The sequence below is a fragment of the Streptomyces sp. NPDC059224 genome (assembly GCF_042754285.1).
GTDB lineage: Bacteria > Actinomycetota > Actinomycetes > Streptomycetales > Streptomycetaceae > Streptomyces.
Genome location: NZ_JBHZAN010000001.1, coordinates 170,150 through 189,664, shown reverse-complemented (window position 1 = coordinate 189,664; position 19,515 = coordinate 170,150). Strand labels below are relative to the sequence as shown.

Genomic DNA, 19,515 nt, shown 5'->3' with positions numbered 1-19,515 from the left:
AGCCCTGCTTCGAGGGGCGCGGGGAACTGCGCGACCCCCCCCACATATCCGCAGCCGACGACGCACCGCCGCCCCACCGACCCCACCGAACCCGAACGTATGCTCAAAGAATGACGACTTCCGCGACCTCCGGAACCGGCCCGACCGAGAACTCCATGCGTCGCGCCCTCAAACGCGCCCGGGACGGCGTCGCCCTCGACGTCTCCGAGGCCGCCGTGCTCCTCCAGGCCCGCGGCGAGGCGCTCGACGACCTCGCCGCGTCCGCCGCCCGGGTGCGCGACGCGGGTCTGGAGCAGGCGGGCCGCCCGGGTGTCATCACGTACTCGAAGAGCGTCTTCATCCCCCTCACCCGCCTGTGCCGCGACAAGTGCCACTACTGCACCTTCGTCACCGTCCCCGGAAAGCTCCGCCGAGCCGGGCACGGGATGTTCATGTCCCCCGACGAGGTCCTCGACGTCGCCCGCAAGGGCGCGGCCCTCGGCTGCAAGGAAGCCCTGATCACCCTCGGCGACAAGCCGGAGGACCGCTGGCCGGAGGCGCGCGAGTGGCTCGACGCGCACGGTTACGACGACACGATCGCCTATGTCCGGGCCATCTCCGTCCGCATCCTGGAGGAGACCGGCCTGCTGCCGCACCTCAACCCGGGCGTGCTGTCGTGGACGGACTTCCAGCGCCTGAAGCCCGTCGCGCCCTCCATGGGCATGATGCTGGAGACCACGGCGACCCGCCTGTGGTCCGAGCCCGGCGGCCCGCACCACGGTTCCCCGGACAAGGAACCCGCCGTCCGGCTGCGGGTCCTGGAGGACGCGGGCCGTTCCTCGGTCCCCTTCACGTCGGGCATCCTGATCGGCATCGGCGAGACGTACGAGGAGCGGGCCGAGTCCCTCTTCGCGCTGCGCAGGGTCGCCCGCTCGTACCACGGCATCCAGGAACTGATCATCCAGAACTTCCGCGCCAAGCCGGACACGGCGATGCGCGGGATGCCGGACGCCGAGCTGGACGAACTGGTCGCGGCGGTCGCGGTGGCCCGTCTCGTGATGGGACCGGCGGGCAACATCCAGGCGCCGCCCAACCTCGTGGACAGCGAGTACGAGCGCCTGATCGCGGCCGGCATCGACGACTGGGGCGGGGTCTCCCCGCTCACCGTCGACCACGTCAACCCCGAACGCCCCTGGCCGCAGATCGAGGAACTCACCGAGCGCTCCCGGGCCGCCGGCTTCGAGCTGCGGGAACGGCTCTGCGTGTACCCGGAGTTCGTGCGCCGCGGCGAGCCCTGGCTGGACCCGCGGCTGCGTCCGCACGTGGCCGCGCTGGCGGACCCGGAGACGGGCCTGGCCGTCCCGGACGCGGTGGTCGAGGGGCACCCCTGGCAGGAGCCCGAGGAGGTCTTCGTCGCGACCGGCCGTACCGACCTGCACACCGCCATCGACACCGAGGGCCGTACCGGCGACCGCCGCGACGACTTCGACGAGGTGTACGGCGACTGGGGCGCCCTGCGGGAGGCGGCCGCCCCCGGCATGGCGCCCGAGCGCATCGACACCGACGTCCGCCAGGCCCTGGCGACCGCGGCCGACGATCCGACGAGGCTCACGGACGCCGAGGCCCTCGCCCTGTTCCACGCGGACGGCCCGGCCCTTGACGCGCTGACCCGGATCGCCGACGACGTGAGGAAGTCGGCGGTCGGCGACGACGTCACCTACATCGTCACCCGCAACATCAACTTCACCAACGTCTGTTACACCGGCTGCCGGTTCTGCGCCTTCGCCCAGCGCCGCACCGACGCCGACGCGTACACCCTCTCCCTGGACCAGGTCGCCGACCGGGCGCAGCAGGCGTGGGACGTGGGCGCGGTCGAGGTCTGCATGCAGGGCGGCATCCACCCCGACCTGCCCGGCACGGCGTACTTCGACATCGCCAAGGCGGTCAAGGAGCGGGTGCCCGGCATGCACGTGCACGCGTTCTCGCCGATGGAGGTGGTGAACGGCGCGACCCGCACCGGCATGTCGATCCGGGAGTGGCTGACCGCGGCGAAGGAGGCGGGGCTCGACACCATCCCCGGCACGGCCGCCGAGATCCTGGACGACGAGGTCCGCTGGGTCCTCACCAAGGGCAAGCTTCCCACCGCCACCTGGATCGAGGTCGTCACGACCGCCCACGAGGTCGGCATCCGCTCCTCGTCCACGATGATGTACGGCCACGTCGACCAGCCCCGGCACTGGCTGGGCCACCTGCGCACGCTGGCCGGCATCCAGCAGCGGACCGGCGGCTTCACGGAGTTCGTGACGCTCCCCTTCATCCACACCAACGCCCCCGTCTACCTGGCGGGCATCTCGCGGCCGGGCCCGACCATGCGCGACAACCGCGCGGTGACGGCCGTGGCCCGCCTCCTCCTTCACCCCCACATCCCGAACATCCAGACGAGCTGGGTGAAACTGGGCGCCGAGGGTGCGGCCGAGATGCTCCGCTCGGGCGCGAACGACCTGGGCGGCACGCTGATGGAGGAGACGATCTCGCGGATGGCCGGCTCGTCGTACGGCTCCTACAAGTCGGTGCGGGACCTGATCGCGGTGGCCGAGGCCGCGGGCCGCCCGGCGAGGCCGCGCACGACGCTGTACGGCGAGGTGTCCGAGGAGCGCCGGCGCGCGGCGGAGGCGTCCGACGGGCACCTGCCGGAGCTGCTGCCGGTACTGGACTGAACGGACCGGGCGGGCCGGACCGGGCGGGCCGGGGCCGGGGCCGGAGCGAGAGGGCAGCGCGCAGTACGATGATCCGACCCCTGTGCGATTACGTAGGGGGCCCTCATAACGGAGGAGATGCGTACCCGTGGCTGCCCGACTGCTGCCCTCCTGGGTCTGGGTCACCGGTCTGACGGCCGGGGCGACGGTGGCCGTCGTCTTCCTCGCCCTGCAGGCCGACAAGGGGCCGCATCCGACGGCCGCGGCGGTCCGCCCGTCGGCGAGCGCGTCGGCGCGCGCCCACCCCTCCGTGTCCCCGAAGCCCACGAAGGCCCCCGAGGTGCCGGCGGCCTCCGGCACGGGCCGCCGGATCGTCTACTCGCTCGGCGCCAAGCGGGTGTGGACGGTCGACGCGAGCGACAAGGCGACCCGTACCTTCACGGTGTGGCCGGGGACGGTGACCCCCGACCCCGGCACCTACACGATCTCCAAGACCCTGTCCGGCACGACCGGCTCGGACGGCGTCCAGATCGAGCACATCCTCTACTTCGCCTCGAAGTCCGGGCTGTCGATCGCCTTCTCCAACGCGGTCGACGGCTCGTCGCCGCCGCCCGCCGCCGGCAAGCAGACCAGCGGCATCCGTATGCACAAGGCGGACGGCGCGGCCCTGTGGACGTTCGGCACGGAACCGGACACCAAGGTCACGGTGGTCAAGTAGCCGGCGACCGCTCCGGCAGCCGTACGACGACGAGGGCGATCCCGGTGAGCACCAGCACCCGGGTCGCCGCGTCCAGCCCGTTCCAGGTCTTGGACTGCCACATCGAGAACCACTCCCCGCCGATCCCGATGAACCCGGCCCCGAAGAGCAGGACCAGCATCAGCAGGCCGTAGGTGGACAGACGGCGCGCACGGTCGTCGTCCCGCCAAAACCACAGCGCGGTCCCGGCGACGAGCACGAGCGCGGCGACGGTCTCCCACACGATGATGGCGACATAGGCGGTGTTCTGCAGCCCTCTGCCGGTGACGGCCCGCCACATCAGGTCGTCGTCCTTGAACGTCGTGTCCATGGCCAACACGTGCTGGACGAAAGCCTGGTTGGTGCCGAAATCGGTGATGTTCCCGAAGGCGACGAGGGTGATGTAGAGCGCGACCGTGCCGGTGAGCAGGGCGGCGGCGAGGGAGAGCGCACGAGGCGCACGGGAGGTGGACATGTCACCGTCCTTCCCGCTCTCCGCCGTTCACACCCCCGCGTCCCGAACCGGACGCAGGAGTGCCGTGAGCGAGTGCTGGGCATATCAAGGTGACCGTTGCGCCAGGCGGAGGTGGAGTATGACCGAGGACGGCCGGCTCATATGTGCCGTCGGGAAAGTGGCACAGCCCAGCTTCATGGGCCGCTTGACTCTCTCCTTCGTGGTGATTCTGATTTCCATAGGCCTTCAACTTCTCCTGAAGATCTCCTCGTCCGACAGTGCGGGCACGTCGCCGATCAACAAGGAGGATGCCGTCCTCTGGAAAGACCTGACGATATCGGCAGTCGTTTCCTTTTCGGTATACGCCGCCACTCGCGTCCAGGAGGCGCAGTTCAATCAGTACCAGTTGATGGCGCTCGTCGGCGTCATCGTCCTTTCCTGCGCGATAGTCCCCACTTATGTTCGCTGGTACGGCTACGATTCCACGACCAGTCCGCCAGTGCCGCACAGGTGGCGAGGGATCGTGATCCCGAACGTGCTCAGCGCGGTCAGCATTGTGGTGGCCATTGTGTTCGGCGTTAATTTCGCCCAGTGAGGCATAGATGCGAACACCGGCTCTCGCACCTCTTTTCCTCTGTGTTTCCTACGTCGCGGTCTGTGTTTATGCCATATCCATCTATGCGGGTGCGGTGCAGGCCGTCATGCTGATCGGCGCCACGGCTGGTCTGGCTGTGGTCTGCTCCGTCGCGTACGTGGCTCTGGTGAGGCACCACTACGTGCTCGAGTTTCTCCGCATGCGCAGGGCGGGCCGTGAATCCTCCCCCGAATGGCAGGAGGGTTACTCCCGGCGGATCCTTCAGTTCACCGGAAGCGAGAGGGTCAAGCTGATCGCCTCCATCCTCAAGAACGTCCAGGTGGCGGGACCTGAAGCCAACGAGATGGCCAGAGGCTTCCTGGCGCGCGCCGCGCGGGAGAGCGACTCTCCGCAAGAGCAGATGCGGATCGCCGTCCGGGGTCTGGTGGAACAGCTCGGCCGCCCGCGCTGACCCGGTCCGGCTTGCGGCCGCGCGACCGGCCCGACGTCGAGCGGCATGGTGGCCGCCCCCGGATGCCGGGCCCTCTGCCAGACTTGGTGCGGACCGGCTGCGGGGGTGGTGCGGATGGGGTCGACACGGCCGTCGATGCAGGAGCTGATCGGGCGGCGCCGGAGGGCCGGGTTCGTCGGACGGGCCGAGGAGCGGGCCGCGTTCCGGCACAACCTCGACCTGCCGCCGGAGGACGAGCGCCACCGGTTCCTGTTCCACGTGCACGGCGACGCGGGTGTCGGGAAGACCCGGCTGGTGCGGGAGCTGGAGCAGATCGCCCGGGAGGCCGGGGCGTTGACCGTGTACGTCGACGAGAGCGTGGCCGGCGTGCCCGAGGCCATGGCGGTGATGTGCCATCAGCTCGCGTCCCAGGGTGCGCGGTTCAGGGATCTGGAGCGGCTGCTGGCCGTGCACCGGGAGCGGCGGCACGAGGCGGAGGCCGCCCTGGCGATGGGCGGACCGCAGGACCGGGAGGGGCCGTCGGCGGGGAGCCTGGCGGTGGCGCGGGCGGCTCAGGCGGGGCTGGGGATGGTCCCGGTGGCCGGCGCCTTCGCCGGCGCCCTCGACACGGACCGCCTCGCGCAGGGCGCCGACCGGCTCCGGGCCCGCTTCCGCAGCCAGGAGGACGCCCAACTGGTGCTGTCCCCGGAGCGGGTGCTGACCCCGGTGCTGCTGAGCGAGCTGGCCGGCGCGGCCGGCAACGCCCCCTGGATCGTCCTCCTCCTCGACACCTACGAGCGCACCGGCCCGTTCCTCGACCCCTGGCTGCACGACGTGATGACCACCGACCGCTACGGCGCCCTCCCCGCCAACGTCGTCGTGGTCACCTCCGGCCAGCACCCGTTCGACACGGCCCGCTGGGGCAGCTTCGCCGACTTCAGGACGGACCTGCCGCTCGGCCCGTTCACGGAGGCGGAGGCCAGAGGACTGCTCGCGGACAAGGGAGTGCGGGACGAGCCCGTGGTCGCCGAGGTGCTGCGCCTGACGGGCGGGCTTCCGGTACTCGTCTCCACGCTGGCCGAGTCCGGGCCCGTCGGCCCCGGGGAGGTCGGGGATCCGAGCGCCACGGCGGTCGACCGGTTCCTGAAATGGGAAAGGGACCCGGTGCGCAGAGCGGCCGCGCTGGCGGGCGCGCTGCCCAGACGGCTGGACGTGGACGTGTTCCGGTCCGCCGTGGACGGCCCCGAGGACCGGGCGGACGCGCTCTTCGCGTGGCTGCGGGGCATGCCGTTCGTCAGCGAGCGCGGGGGGCGGTTGCAGTACCACGACGTCGTACGGGCGCCCATGCTCCGCCTCCAGCGGCTGCGCTCACCCCAGGGCTGGGCGGAGCGGCACGCCCGGCTCGCCGAGACGTACGGCAGGCGGCGCACGGAGGCCGAAGCCGACCTGGAACCGGACGAGTTGTGGGCGGACGAGGGATGGCGGGAACTGCGGCTCGGCGAGTCGTACCACCTGCTGTGCGCGAGACCCCGCGCCGCGCTCCCGGCCGCCCTCGCCGACGTCGTCACCGCCTGCGCCCACGGCGACGACGTCGTACGGCCCTGGGTGCGGCTGCTGGCCGAGGCGGGCGAGGCCGCCGACGCCGAGGCCGTACGGACCTGGGGCGGCGACCTCTCCGAGGCGCTCGCCGGTGCCGGGCTCGCCGAGGTGCTCCGGCTGCTGCTCGGCCGCGCCCGGGGCGACGAGCCGTGGCGGGCGGCGGCCTGGGCACTGCGCGCCGACGCGCTCGCCCGGGACGGCGCGCCCGAGCGGGCCCTGGCGGAGTACGACCACGCCCTCGCCCTGGATCCGGCTCTGGTCCGGGCCCACCGCGGGCGGGCCGTGACCCGCGGCGGGACGGGCGACTACGAAGGCGCGCTCGCGGGCCTGGACCGGGTGCTCGAACTGGAGCCGGACAACCCGTGGAACGTCATCCTGCGCGGCGAGCACCACCGGCTGGCCCGGCACCACGACGAAGCGGTCGCCGACCTGAGCGAGGGGATCGGGCGCGACCCCACCAGCGAGTTCGCCTGGGCCTCGCGCGGGGCCGCCCACGAGCGCCGGGGCGACCTCGACGCGGCCCTGGCCGACCTCGACCAGGCGCTGCGGCTCAAGCCCGACTACGCGTGGGCCCTCGCCCGCCGCGCCCGTGTCTGGCGCGGTCTCGGCGACCAGAGCCGCCGCCTCGCGGACCTGGACCGTGCTCTCGCCCTGCAACCGGACTGGGCCTGGGGCCGCTGCGAACGCGGCGACGCGCTGCGCGTCAACGGCCGTGACGAGGAGGCGCTGGCCGACTACGACCGTGCCCTCGAACTCGACCCCGGCTACGCGTCCGCGTACGCGAGCCGGGGCGTCTGTCTGGCCAACCTGAACCGCCACGGGGAAGCCCTCACCGACCTGGACCGCGCCCTCGCGCTGAATCCGGAGTATCCCTGGGCCCTGGAACAACGGGCCGCTGTCCTGCGCCGGTGCCTCCCCACCCGCCCGACCTGACCGAAATCCGGCCACGCGGGATCACATGACCCACACTTCGCACACCTGGCTGCCCCCTGAACGGACCGTTCCCGGTCGATTACAGTGCTGTGCGCTCGTATGTACGGACGGTGCCCGTGAGGAGGTCATGGTGGTGAGTGCGACGCCGGGTGCCGTCTGGGGCCGTGCCGAGCAGCAGGACTTCCGGAGCCGGGTGCGGGGCGCGTTGCTCGGGTCCGCCCTCGGGGACGCGCTCGGCGGCCCCGTGGACGGGCTGACGCTGGAGGAGATCAGGGCGGCCTACGGGCCCGAGGGGCTGGTGGATCTCGGGTTCGGGTCCGGGCGGCGCGGGACGGTGACCCATCACACCCAGCTGACCCTCTTCACCGTGGACGGCCTGATAAGAGCCCAGGTGAGGCGGGACACCGGAGCCTGGCACCCGCCGACCGACCTGCACCGGGCGTATCTGCGGTGGGCGGCCACCCAGCGGGACTGGGGGCCGGACGAGCGGCGCAAGGAGGACGGGTGGCTGGCCAGGGAGGAGTGGCTGTACGCCCGGCGGGACCCGACGCGCTCGCTGCTGATGGGGCTCGGGGACGAGACCATGGGGACCCTGGAGTCGCCGAAGAACCCCGACGACATGGGGCCGGAGGCAGTCGCCCGGTCCGCGCCGTTCGGGCTGCTGGTCGGCTGGGAGCCGCAGCTGGTCGTCCAGCTGGCCGTGGAGTGCGCGGCGCAGACCCACGGGCACCCGACCGCCTGTCTCTCGGCGGGCGGGTACGCGGTGATCGTGCACGCGCTGGCCCGGGGGGACTCGCTGGACGGGGCCGTCCAGCGGGCGCTGGCCCTGCTCGCCGCCCGGCCGGGGCACCAGCCCGTCTCGGACGCGTTGCAGCACGCGCTCGGCGCCGTACGGCAGGGGATGCCCTCCCCGGCGCGGGTCGAGGAACTGACCGGCGACGGGGCGGCGGACGGGACGCTCGCGGCCGCCGTGTACTGCGCGCTCGTGGGTGAGGACGTACGGCACGGACTGTGCCTCGCCGTCAACCAGGCCGGACCCTCCGCCGTCGCCGGGGCCCTCACCGGCGGCCTGCTGGGCGCCCTGCACGGCGAGACGGCCCTCCCACCGGCCTGGCTGGCCGAACTGGAGGGCCGTCCCACGATCCTCGAACTCGCCGACGACTTCGCGATGGAGATGACCCAGGGCCCGGCCCTGCACGGTCCGGCGGGCGCGGCCCCCGGCTGGCTGGCCCGCTACCCGCGTTAGGTGTCCGTGGGCGGAGGCGGAGTGACGTGCTGCCGACGCGGAGCGGCCTGACCCCGTCGGCTCGAAGCCACCGACGGTCCGTGGTCGCGTCCAGGCAGGAATCCACTGGTCCACCACCGGGACACTGGGCGGGAGCCACCCCGTCGAGGTGTGGATGATGCCGGGGTCCGAGGCGAGCCTCGGGTTGATCTCGAACTTGATGTCCGGCAGGTTCCCGGGGCCGCCGTGGGAGACCTTCTCGCCGGTCCGGAACTCCCGGAAACCGACCTGCCCGAGGCCGGGTACCGAGCAGGGGCGGGCACGGGAGCCGGCCCTGCCCAGCGCACGCCACGGTCCGGTGTTCGCGCCCGTCGGGGGTTCGGGCCCCACCGGTCTCTTCGCGCACGCGACGGGGGCGCGGTGTCATCGCGCCCCCGTCGCGTACGGTCGGCCGGCGCCCGTCAGTCCTGGACCGGCCTTCCCGCCTGCGCCTGCGCCTGCGGCTGTGCCTGTGCCGGGACCCTCGCGGCCGCGCTGTCCCCGTCCGTGTTCACCGTCTCGATGATCGCCAGACGATCCGGGGTGTCCTCCGGCTTCAGGTAGCCGATGAGGATGTAGAGGACCAGGGAGACGGCCAGCGGGACCGACACCTGGTACTGGAGCGGTACGCCGCCGTCGACGTTCCAGTTGATCGGGTAGTTGACCAGCCAGAAGGCCAGCAGGCCCGCCGCCCAGCTGGTGAGCGCGGCCGTCGGGCCGGAGCGGCGGAACGGGCGCAGCAGACCCAGCATCATCGGGATCGCGATCGGGCCCATCAGACCGGCCACCCACTTGATGACCACCGTGATGATGTCCTTGAACGTGGGCGAGTTGACCTGGGTGGCCACCGCCATGGACAGACCGAGGAAGACCACCGTCGTCACCCGGGCCGCGATCAGCCCGGAACGCTCGCCCCAGGTCCGGGCCCGCGACGACAGCACCGGCGCCACGTCACGGGTGAAGACGGCGGCGATCGCGTTGGCGTCGGAGGAGCACATCGCCATCGTGTGGGAGAAGAAGCCGACGACGACCAGGCCCAGCAGGCCGTGGGGGAGGAGCTGTTCGGTCATCAGGCCGTAGGAGTCGGAACCGTCCGGCTTCTGCGCGTGGACGAGCAGGGGCGACATCCACATGGGGAAGAACAGGACCACCGGCCAGATCAGCCAGAGCGCCGCGGAGAGGCGGGCGCTGCGCTCGGCCTCCTTGGGGCCGGCCGTCGCCATGTAGCGCTGGGCCTGGTTGAGCATGCCGCCGTTGTACTCGAAGAGCTTGATGAAGAGGAAGGCGAGCAGGAAGACCGTGCCGTAGGGGCCGACCAGCGGCTTGCCGTGACCGTGCAGGGCCGGCTGGTCGAAGGCGTCGAAGATGCCGATGCCCTTGTCGTTCAGCTTCAGCACGACGGCGACGAACATCGAGACGCCGGCCAGCAACTGGATGACGAACTGGCCCAGTTCGGTCAGCGCGTCCGCCCACAGGCCGCCGATCGTGCAGTAGATCGCGGTGATCGCGCCGGTGATGAGGATGCCCTGGTTGAGCGAGACACCCGTGAACACCGACAACAGGGTGGCGATCGCCGCCCACTTGGCGGCCACGTCGACGATCTTCAGCAGCATGCCGGACCAGGCCAGCGCCTGCTGCGTGGTCAGGTTGTACCGGTTCTTCAGGTACTCCAGCGGGGAGGCCACGTGGAGGCGGGACCGGAGCCGGTTGATGCGCGGGGCGAAGAGTTTCGAACCGATCGCGATGCCGAGCGCGATCGGGAAGGACCAGGTGACGAACGACGTCACGCCGTAGGTGTAGGCGATGCCCGCGTACCCGGTGAACATCACCGCGCTGTAGCCGGACATGTGGTGCGAGATGCCGGAGAGCCACCAGGGCATCTTTCCGCCGGCCGTGAAGAAGTCGCTCACGTTGTCCACGCGCTTGTGCGACCAGATGCCGATCGCGACCATCACGCCGAAGTAGCCGATGAGCACGGCCCAGTCGAGCCCGTTCATGTGCCCCCCTTCCAGGGTCCGCCTTCTGAACTCCGCTCAGCTGGCTGGCACTTCGCATAAGCGGAGTGGGGACGGGGAAGGCCGCGAAGTGCCCGCTCATCGTGGGTTCGGTCGCGAGGGCGCGACAAGCGGGCGTAAGGTCAAGGGAAAGTAAAATCGTTCGCCTTGCTGACCTTGATTCACGTCCATGAACGCCCGAGAGTGGTCCCGGATACGCCGGAACCGGTGCCTCAGCGCATCAGCTCCCCCGCGTTGACCAGCAGCGACTGGCCCGTGATGGCCCGCGCCCGGTCCGACGCCAGGAACACCGCCGCGTCCGCCACGTCCCCGTCCGTCGCCAGCTCCGGCAGCGCCATCCGCTCCGTCAGCCGTCCCAGCACCTCCTCCTCCGGCACCCCCTCGGTGTGCGCCGTGAACTGCACGTAGGCCTGCACCGGCGGCCCCCACATCCAGCCGGGCAGTACCGTGTTGACCCGGATCCGGTACGGCCCCAGCTCCCGCGCCAGCGAGTACATCGCGCTGGTCAGCGCCCCCTTCGAGGCGGCGTACGCGGCCTGCCGCACCTGCGAGGGCGCGGCCACCGCCGACTGCGTCCCGACGAAGACCACCGAGCCGCCCCTCTCCTTCATCGCCGGCAGGCACGCCCGGGTCATCCGCAGCGTCCCCAGCAGGTTGACGTCGACGACCGACGCCCAGGTCGCGAAGTCCGCGTCCTCGACCCCGCCGAAGTAGGAGTCCCACGCGGCCACGTGCACCACCGCGTCGATGCCCCCGAACCGCTCCCGGGCCAGCGCCGCCAGCGCCTCGCACTGGCCCTCGTCGGTGATGTCGGTGGGGCGGTACGCGGTCCGGCCGCCCTCGGGATCGATCCCGGCCGCGCTCTTGGCGAGGTTCGCCCCGGTCCGCGCACCGAGCACGGCGTTCCCGCCGTCCCGTACGACGGCCGCCGCGACCTGATGCCCCAGCCCGGCGCCGACCCCCGAGACGACGACCGTCTTGCCTGCGAGCAGTGACATCGATGACCTCCGGGCTCTGGCGCTTTATCTGACGGAGCGTCAGAGTATGGGCGAGCGCAGGCGGAAGGAAGGGAAGGCGCATGAGCGAGGACACGCACAGCGAGGTGTACGCGGAACTGGCAGCGGTCGGCCCCTACGGCGTCCGCCCCGGTCACGCCCTCATCACCATGGTCGAACCGCATCCCGGCCACGAGTACGCGTACAACCGCTGGTACGAGGACGACCACTACTACGCCGGCGCCATGGCCATGCCCTGGATGTACGCGGGCCGCCGCTGGGTCGCCACCCGCGACCTGCAACTCCTGCGCTACCCCGAGAAGTCGGCGATCGCCCAGCCCGTCACCGCCGGCTGCTACCTCTCCGTCTACTGGATCACCGACGGCCGCTACGCCGACCACATGAAGTGGACCGTCGCCGTCAACCGGCGGCTGAACCGGGACGCGCGCGTCTACCAGGACCGCACCCACGTCTTCACGTCGTTCCAGGACCACGAGACCACGGTGTACCGGGACGGGGCCGCCGGACCCCGCGACTTCCACGCCCTGGACCACCCGTACGCCGGGCTCGTGATGGAGGTCGTCGACAGCGAGTCGCCCGAGCAGCGGACGGAACTGCTGGAGTGGCTGCGCGGCCGCCACCTGCCCAGGCGGCTCGCCGGCTCCCCGGCGGCCATGGTCACGGTCTTCCGTCCCACGCCCCTGCCCGGCGACCGGATGACCTACGTGAAGCAGGTGGAGGGCGTCGACACCCGGCTGACCCTGCTGTGGTTCCTGGAGACGGACCCGAGGCAGTGCTGGGACGCCCGCTTCACCGGCCTGGACGAGGACGTCGCCGGATCCGGTCTGGGCAGGGTGGAACTGGTGGCACCGTTCGTACCGACCGTGCCGGGCACGGACCGTTACGTGGCGGAGCTGCGGGAGACCAGGTAGCTCACTTCAGTTCGTCGGGACACGGCGTGCCCCGGGGCAGCTGGTAGGGGGCCGCCAGCCGGTAGGTCCCCGCCTTCGGTGCCAGCAGCATCGTCCACCGGTCGCCCTTGGCGTCCTCCGGCGTCTCCAGCAGGCAGCCGCTGACGTTGACGTACGTCTTCGGCGTGCCCTCGGCGCGGTGCTTGGACGCCGGGGTCTCCTGCGGCGGCTTCAGGCTCTTGCCGTCCGCGTCGACGATGCTCAGCCACGGCGAGTACGGGATCCGGATCAGGATCCGCCCGGCCGTGCGCACCTCGATGGTCAGCTCGCCCTGCTCCGCGCTGTCGACCACCGCGTCGGGCTCGGCGAGCGGCGTCGGATCGGTCACCCGGAACAGCTGCCAGTTGGCGTCGCCCCAGACCTGCTTCAGATACGGCATCCCGCGCCGCACCAGCGCCCGCTCGCGTTCGCCGCCGTCCCCGTCGGGGTCGCCCTTCGGCAGCACCACGAAGTGCACGGCCCAGCGCTGCAGCCACTCGTGGTAGTTGGCGGAGTTGAGGGTGTCGTCGTAGAAGAGCGGGTTGCGCTCCATGTCGGCCTGACGGTTCCAGCCGCGGGCCAGGTTGACGTACGGTGCGAGCGCGGACGCCTCCCGGTGCGAGCGGGCCGGGACCACCTCGACACGGCCCTTCTCGGCGCCGACCTGCTGGAGCTGGTGGACGAGCGGAGCCAGCTCGCGGGCCCAGGACGCGGCCGGCGTCGTATGGACGATGTCGTCGACCGCCTTGAAGCCGATCCAGCCGACGAAGCCGAGGAAGGCGAGCACGGTGACGTAGTACTTGCGCGAGCGCGGCACGGTGTACGGAAGGGCCGCGATCAGGGCCGCACCCGCGAACAGCATCGGCAGCCGCGAGATGTTCGACCCGATCTGCGAACTGACCAGCCACACCAGCACGACCCCGAGGCTGTACACGGCCGCCGTCAGCCGGACCGTCTTCCACTCCTCGGGGACGAGGAAGAGGCAGAGCAGGCCGTACAGCAAGGGCATGATCACCGAGCCGAAACCCATCGGCTGGGTGCCGGAGAACGGGAACAGCAAGGCGGAGACGGCGACCACGACCGCGGGGGCGAGGCCGAGCGCCCAGGCGCCCGGCCGCCGCTTCTGCAGGAACAGCGCGACCGCGACCAGGCCGACGAAGAGCCCGGCCACCGGCGACGACATCGTGGCCAGGGCGGCGAACGGGGCGGCGACCAGCGCCTTCGCCCACCTCTTGTGGCGCCAGCGGTGCGGCCAGCAGAACACCGCCCCCACCGAGGCCAGCGCGAACACCGTGCCGAGGCCGAAGGTGACCCGCCCGGAGACCGCGTTGCAGATCAGCGCCAGCACTCCGGCGAGCGAGGCCCACAGGGGGTTCTTCACCGCGCGGCTGCGGATGAGGAGCAGGGTCAGCAGTCCGGCCGAGACCGTGCCGGCGATCATCATCGTGGTACGGACCCCGAGCACCGACATCAGGTACGGCGAGACCACGCTGTACGACACCGGGTGCATACCGCCGTACCAGGCGAGGTTGTACGCCGAGTCCGGGTGCCGCCCGACGAACTCGGCCCAGGCGTCCTGCGCCGCGAGATCGCCACCACTGTTCGCGAACGTGAACAGCCAGATGATGTGCAGCACGCCGGCGAGGGCCGTGACCGCCAGCACCGGGTGCCGCGACGGCCACTCGCGCAGCGGTTCGTCCAGATCCAGAAGGCGACGGAGCCCGCCGTTACGCTGTGTGCCGGGTCTGTCGTGCGTGCCGTGCGGCCCCGTCTTGGGCAGGGCTATTCGCGGGCCGGCTACCGGGCCCGGATCGGCGTCGTCGGCACGTGTCGGCTCCGCTGTGGCCACCTGAAGGCACTCCCCGTGTCCCGTCTTCTGTTCTCGGCCGCGTCCCACAGTGTTACCGGCCGCTTCTCGTCCAGTTCGCGGCCGTGTCCCGGCGGCCTGCGACCTGCCCCGTTTCGTGACGCTAGCACGCACCCCGCCGCGGGGCCCTGGGATGGGCCGCCATCAGCGGGGTGCGGGTACGGAATGCGTGTCTTGTGTCAGCCGAGGCGGGTCAGCTTGCTCGTGAACCCGGGCTCGGCCAGATCCCCCTGCAGGGCCACCGGGACCTGGACCGCGGACCCGGAGCCGTCACCCACGGTGAGCGCGCCGACCTTGGTGCCGGCCTTCGCGGTGTGCGGCACGTCGTCGGCCTGGAAGGTCAGCTTCACCTTCAGCCCCGACCAGCCGACCGCGGTGACGTCCTCGGTCGCCACGACCGGGGTACGGCCGCCGAGGCCGTCGTCGACATACCCGACGACGGCACCCTTCTTGTAGATCGTCGCCGACTTCAGCGCGCCCTGGGCGGCCCGGATCAGCTTGTCGCCGCCGTTGAGCGCGGCGGTGAGGATGCTGTTGTCCGAGGCGGCGCTGGCCGGCTGCCGGAGCACGGCGCCGATGATCGTGCGCGTCTCGCCGTTCACGTCCTTCTTCGCGGCGAAGACCAGGTTGCCGAGGGCGGAGGTGGTGGTGCCGGTCTTGATGCCGACGACGTCGTTGTGGCCGACCAGCTGGTTCCAGTTGCCATGGTTGGCGCCCTTGTAGTCGTCGTACGACATCATCGCGGCGACCTCACGGAACGACGGCTCGCTCGACATGGCCGCCTTCGCCAGCTTCACCTGGTCGACGGCCGTGGAGACGGTCGAGTCGGTGAGGCCGGAGGGGTCGGTGTACGTCGTGTCGGTCATGCCGAGCTTCTTCGCGGTGGTGTTCATCTTCGCCACGAACGCCTTCTCGGAACCGGCGTCCCAGCGGGCCAGCAGCCGGGCCACGTTGTTGGCGGAGGCGATGAGGATGCTCTCCAGGGCCTCGCGCTGGGTGATCGAGTCGCCGGCCGTCACGTCGACGGTGGACTCCTGCCCGGCGTTCGACTGGTCCTGGGCCGCCTGGTCGATCTTGATCTTGGGGCCGGCGGCGCCGCTCTTCAGGGGGTGGTCGCGCAGCACGATGTACGCGGTCATCACCTTGGCGACGCTGGCGATCGGCACGGCCTTCTGCTCGCCGGAGGAACCGAACGAGCCGATGCCCTGGACGTCGAGGGCGGCCTGGCCGTCGGCCGGCCACGGGATGTCGGCCTTGCTGCCGCCGAAGGTGTAGCTGTCCTTCGCGGTGAGGTCGAGGGTGGGCTGCGGGAGCGGACGGAAGGTCTGTACGACCGCAAAGACGATCAGCAGGAGTATGACCAGGGGCGTCCAGATCTTGACCCGCCGGACAGCCGTTCTGACCGGAGTCTGCGGCGGCGGAGGCGTGTTGGTCAGCTCGGCGAGCAGGTCCAGCGGGGGCTTCGGGGGCAGCGGCACCTGGGTGGTGCGCTCCGGGCCGACCTGGGGGATGACGGTGGTGCGGGTGGTGGAGGCGGTGCCGGGCTTGGCGTCCGGCTCGGCGCCCGGTTTGGTCCCCGGCTTGAGGTCCGACCTGAGGGCGACGAACTTGCTGGTGCGCTCGGGTTCGGACTCGGGGGTCTTGGGCCTGGGGCCGAGCTTGAGCGTGGTGGTGGGCTGGTCGACCTGCACCGGGCGGGGTGCCTTGAGCATGGTGGTGGGCTGATCGACGGCGTCCCCGGCTTCGCCTTCGCCGGCCGTCGTCTTCCCGCCCGCACCATCCGTGCGGGCATCGTTGTCGGGTGCGGGTGCCCCCTGCGGGTCGTCCTCGCCGCCGGCGTCCTCGGGTGCCGCGTCTTCCGGCGCCGCGTCCTCGGGTGCCGCGTCTTCCGGCGCCGCGTCCTCGGGTTCGGCCCCGTCCTCGGGGTCGCCCTCGGGCGCCGCGTCCTCGGGTGCCGCGTCCTCGGGTTCGTCGGCCGCCTCGGGCTCGTCCTCCGGTGCCGCGTCCTCGGGTTCGGCGGCGTCCTCCGGCCCGGCGGGGGTCCGCGGGTCGGCGGGCTGGGGGGCCGCCTTCGCGTCCGCCGTCGCCTCAGGCTTCGTAACGGCCTTGTCGGCGTTCTCCGATGGCCCGGGGGTTCCCTGGGGCTCCTCGGCGTCCTCGGGGCCCCCCACGGGCTCCGTGGCCGCCTCGGGCCGCTCGGGCTCCTGCGGGGTGTCGTGTTCCTCCGCGTCCTCCGCGTCCTCGCCGGATTCCCCGGCCTTCTCCGCCGGCGTACCCGTGCGTACCCACGCGGCCACCGCCTGACGGAGCTTCGTGTCGTCTTCGCCGTCCGTCTTCAGGTCCCGTACCGAGAAGATCCGGGTCGCGGTGTCCCCACCGGACGTATCCGTCTCGTCCTCGGCGGTCGCCGCCAGCCGTGGGTCGCGTGGTTCGGGAACCGTTCCCGCACCCCCCGACGTCGGTTCTGCCGACGACTCGCGCTGCTTCGACCTGTCGGGGGACTCGCCCGCCACCGATGCCTCCTCCACGCTCCGCACGTCTCCGTGCGCTGTCCGAACCATGTACCAGTGTCCTGTGTGCGGGCTTAGCCCCTGTGGTAGACGAGAACGACATACCTTCCGGTTCCCTTACAAACCGGTCACGCACCCTCGACAGACCAATGTGAGAGGGGTCACCCTGTCATTCATCCACGCGGGGAGGCATGGATGGGCAGGAGCCGCAGAACACTTCCGGAGGAGCTTCTGCTGCTCGCACTGGACCCGACCACGGGTACCACTGCGCAGCCGCAGTCGCTCGACCTCGGTCTGGCCGGAGCACAGCTAGTGGAGCTGGCGCTGGCCGGACGGATAGCCCCAGACGGGGATCGTATCGCCGTGGTGCAACCACGGCCGACTGGAGATCCGACTTTGGACTGCGCGTTGGAGTTGCTGCGAAGGCGCGGCGCTCCCGTGCGGGCTGTGCACTGGATCGGTGGGCCACGTCTGGGACTTCGCCAGACGTACCTCTCGCATCTGGAGCGGTGCGGCATGGTGCATGCCGTGGCGGGCCAGATGTGCGGGGTGCTGCCGACGACCCGGTACCAGGCGACGGACAACGAGATCTGCCGGGACATCCGTGCCCGGCTGGATTCGGCGATCCGTACCGGCGTACCACCGGACCCGCGGACCGCGGCGCTCGCCGCCCTGGCCCACGCGGTCGGTCTCGGCAAGCACCTGTATCCGGGGAACGAGGGACGCTCCTCGCGTTCCCGGCTGCGGGACCTGATCCGGCACGACCCGATGGGCGGGCTCGTGGCCCACGCCGTCATGGACGTGCAGAACGGCGCGGGTGCCCAGCCGCGCCGCGGCCCGGCCGCCCCGGCCGGGCGTCAGGCCGGACCTGGCAACAGGCCCGGTGCGCCGGAACCCGCCCGCGGAGTTCCGATGCAACCGCGCCGAGGTGCGGGCGCGATGGCGCGGGCCGTGGTGCACTGAGCCGCAGTCCCACGGCAGCGACAGCCGGCAACACAGCATCCCTGAGACCCGGTTCGGGAGCCGCCGGTCCGAGCGGGGCGGTGAGGCGCACGCGGTACGCGCCCCACCGTCCCGCTCGGCTTTTCCGGAACGTGCCCGAACCGACGCGTACGCGCCGCATAAACACGGTTTCCCAGCGGTAGGAACCACCTTGGTGGCAGTCTGCTCAACAGCAGATACGCAAAGTGGTAGCAGCAGGCAGGCAGCCGGAGGTGCACGTCCCGTGGCGTCCAATGTCAATCCAACCGTCAGGCGACGCCGGCTCGGCCAGGAGCTGCGCAGGCTCCGCGAGCTCAAGGGCATGACGGCGGAGGAAGTGGCGGAGCGGCTGCTCGTTTCGCAGTCGAAGATCAGCCGGCTGGAGAACGGGCGCCGGAGCATCAGCCAGCGCGATGTCCGCGACCTGTGCGGGGTCTACGAGGTCGAGGACCAGCGGGTCGTCGAGTCCCTGATGGAGATGGCCAGGGATTCACGGCAGCAGGGCTGGTGGCATGCGTTCGGAGACATCCCGTACAGCGTCTACATCGGCCTGGAGACCGACGCCGAGTCGCTGCGGGTGTACGAACCCCAGCTGGTCACCGGGCTGTTGCAGACCCGGGCGTACGCCGAGGCCCTGGTGCAGGGGGCGTTGCCGGAGACGTCGGCCGCCGACATCGAGAAGCGGGTCCAGGTCCGCATGCGGCGACAGGAACGTATCACCGCCGAGCTCAACCCCCTTCGGCTCTGGGTGGTACTCGACGAGGCCGCGCTGCGCCGGCTCGTCGGCAACCGGCTCGTGATGCGTGAGCAGCTGGAGTACCTGATCGAGATGTCCCAGCAGCCGCACATCACCGTCCAGGTGCTGCCCTTCGAGGTGGGCGCGCATCCCGGCCTCAACGGCCAGTACGCGATCCTGGAGTTCGCCGACGCGGCCGACTCCAGCGTCGTCTACCTGGAGGGCGTGACCAGCGACCTGTACCTGGAGAAGGCCCACGACGTGCAGAAGTACGCGGTGATGTACGAGCACCTGCGGGCCCAGTCGCTCAACGTCGAGCAGTCCCGGCAGTTCATCGCCGACGCGGCCAAGGAGTACGCCCGCTGAGCCGCCGATGAGCCCTCCCGGGCGGCGGGCGCCGGATCTTACACCGGTGCCACGCTCCGGCGGAAGTCTCCCCTGGAATATGCCATCCGGTCGAGTGAACGAGTGCTCCAGGCGAGGGAGTTGGCTAGTAGCGTCGATCACGCCAACCAGTCAGAAGGTTGGCGTGATTCGCACTACAGCAAGCACCGCAGCAACTCGCTACAGGAGTGGACATGGCACTGCTTCAGGGCGCCACGGAGACGTGGACGAAGTCCTCCTATTCCGCAGGGAACGGGGCGTGCGTCGAGGTCAAGTCGCCGACGACCGCTGGACTCGCCGTACGCGACTCCAAGGTCGAGGAGGGCCCGGTCCTCGCGTTCCCGACCGGCGCATGGAACGCGTTCGTGGCTTCGGTCAAGGCGTAGGGGCA

15 protein-coding genes are annotated in these 19,515 nt (G+C 71.2%); 10 read left to right on the top strand and 5 right to left on the bottom strand.

Annotated elements, in window-relative coordinates; genetic code table 11:
• The first annotated feature begins 110 nt into the window (after positions 1-110).
• Positions 111-2,696, top strand: a complete 2,586-nt coding sequence (locus ACFXI4_RS00860; protein ID WP_384986945.1) for a bifunctional FO biosynthesis protein CofGH — start codon at positions 111-113, stop codon at positions 2,694-2,696.
• 127 nt (positions 2,697-2,823) lie between these two features.
• Positions 2,824-3,393, top strand: a complete 570-nt coding sequence (locus tag ACFXI4_RS00855; RefSeq protein WP_384986943.1) for a hypothetical protein — start codon at positions 2,824-2,826, stop codon at positions 3,391-3,393.
• Here ACFXI4_RS00855 and ACFXI4_RS00850 read toward each other — a convergent pair.
• Positions 3,386-3,886, bottom strand: coding sequence for a DUF2165 domain-containing protein (locus tag ACFXI4_RS00850; protein WP_384986941.1), 501 nt, complete (start codon positions 3,884-3,886; stop codon positions 3,386-3,388). The two genes, ACFXI4_RS00855 and ACFXI4_RS00850, sit on opposite strands and share 8 nt — an antisense overlap.
• 118 nt (positions 3,887-4,004) lie before the next feature.
• On the opposite strand from ACFXI4_RS00850, the gene ACFXI4_RS00845 reads away from it, so the two are divergent.
• The 4 genes from ACFXI4_RS00845 (at position 4,005) to ACFXI4_RS00830 (ending at position 8,668) form a co-directional block, all read left to right on the top strand.
• Positions 4,005-4,460 carry a hypothetical protein gene (locus ACFXI4_RS00845; protein ID WP_384986939.1) on the top strand — a complete coding sequence of 152 codons (456 nt, stop codon included), beginning with the start codon at positions 4,005-4,007 and terminating at the stop codon, positions 4,458-4,460.
• 7 nt (positions 4,461-4,467) lie between these two features.
• The gene (locus ACFXI4_RS00840; protein WP_384986937.1) at positions 4,468-4,911 is read left to right on the top strand and encodes a hypothetical protein; all 444 of its coding nucleotides are present in this window, start codon (positions 4,468-4,470) and stop codon (positions 4,909-4,911) included.
• 114 nt (positions 4,912-5,025) lie between these two features.
• Positions 5,026-7,422, top strand: a complete 2,397-nt coding sequence (locus tag ACFXI4_RS00835) for a tetratricopeptide repeat protein (RefSeq protein ID WP_384986935.1) — start codon at positions 5,026-5,028, stop codon at positions 7,420-7,422.
• Between the two features lie 133 nt (positions 7,423-7,555).
• Complete coding sequence (locus tag ACFXI4_RS00830) at positions 7,556-8,668, top strand: ADP-ribosylglycohydrolase family protein (RefSeq protein WP_384986933.1); 1,113 nt, start codon at positions 7,556-7,558, stop codon at positions 8,666-8,668.
• A 440-nt stretch (positions 8,669-9,108) separates the two neighbouring features.
• Here ACFXI4_RS00830 and ACFXI4_RS00825 read toward each other — a convergent pair whose 3' ends face one another.
• Positions 9,109-10,683, bottom strand: coding sequence for a sodium:solute symporter family protein (locus tag ACFXI4_RS00825; RefSeq protein WP_384986931.1), 1,575 nt, complete (start codon positions 10,681-10,683; stop codon positions 9,109-9,111).
• A gap of 230 nt (positions 10,684-10,913) precedes the next feature.
• Positions 10,914-11,699, bottom strand: a complete 786-nt coding sequence (locus ACFXI4_RS00820) for an SDR family oxidoreductase (RefSeq protein ID WP_384986929.1) — start codon at positions 11,697-11,699, stop codon at positions 10,914-10,916.
• Positions 11,700-11,779: 80 nt separating this feature from the next.
• Between ACFXI4_RS00820 and ACFXI4_RS00815 the strand changes: the two genes are divergently transcribed.
• Complete coding sequence (locus ACFXI4_RS00815) at positions 11,780-12,628, top strand: hypothetical protein (RefSeq protein ID WP_362720380.1); 849 nt, start codon at positions 11,780-11,782, stop codon at positions 12,626-12,628.
• Between the two features lies 1 nt (position 12,629).
• Here the strand turns inward: ACFXI4_RS00815 and ACFXI4_RS00810 are convergent, their stop codons facing one another.
• Both ACFXI4_RS00810 and ACFXI4_RS00805 read right to left on the bottom strand, forming a co-directional pair.
• Positions 12,630-14,495, bottom strand: a complete 1,866-nt coding sequence (locus ACFXI4_RS00810; RefSeq protein ID WP_384986927.1) for an MFS transporter — start codon at positions 14,493-14,495, stop codon at positions 12,630-12,632.
• A 197-nt stretch (positions 14,496-14,692) separates the two neighbouring features.
• Complete coding sequence (locus tag ACFXI4_RS00805; RefSeq protein ID WP_384986925.1) at positions 14,693-17,074, bottom strand: serine hydrolase; 2,382 nt, start codon at positions 17,072-17,074, stop codon at positions 14,693-14,695.
• A gap of 144 nt (positions 17,075-17,218) precedes the next feature.
• Between ACFXI4_RS00805 and ACFXI4_RS00800 the strand changes: the two genes are divergently transcribed.
• The 3 genes from ACFXI4_RS00800 to ACFXI4_RS00790 all read left to right on the top strand — a co-directional run bounded on the left by ACFXI4_RS00800 (position 17,219) and on the right by ACFXI4_RS00790 (position 19,510).
• Positions 17,219-17,986: a GPP34 family phosphoprotein gene (locus ACFXI4_RS00800; RefSeq protein ID WP_362720374.1), complete on the top strand. Its 768-nt coding sequence runs from the start codon at positions 17,219-17,221 to the stop codon at positions 17,984-17,986.
• Between the two features lie 262 nt (positions 17,987-18,248).
• A complete protein-coding gene (locus ACFXI4_RS00795; protein ID WP_362722648.1) occupies positions 18,249-19,106 on the top strand; it encodes a helix-turn-helix transcriptional regulator in 858 nt (285 codons plus the stop codon).
• A 212-nt stretch (positions 19,107-19,318) separates the two neighbouring features.
• Positions 19,319-19,510 (top strand): DUF397 domain-containing protein, encoded by a 192-nt coding sequence (locus ACFXI4_RS00790; protein ID WP_358916720.1) that lies wholly within the window; start codon positions 19,319-19,321, stop codon positions 19,508-19,510.
• Positions 19,511-19,515: the final 5 nt, after the last annotated feature.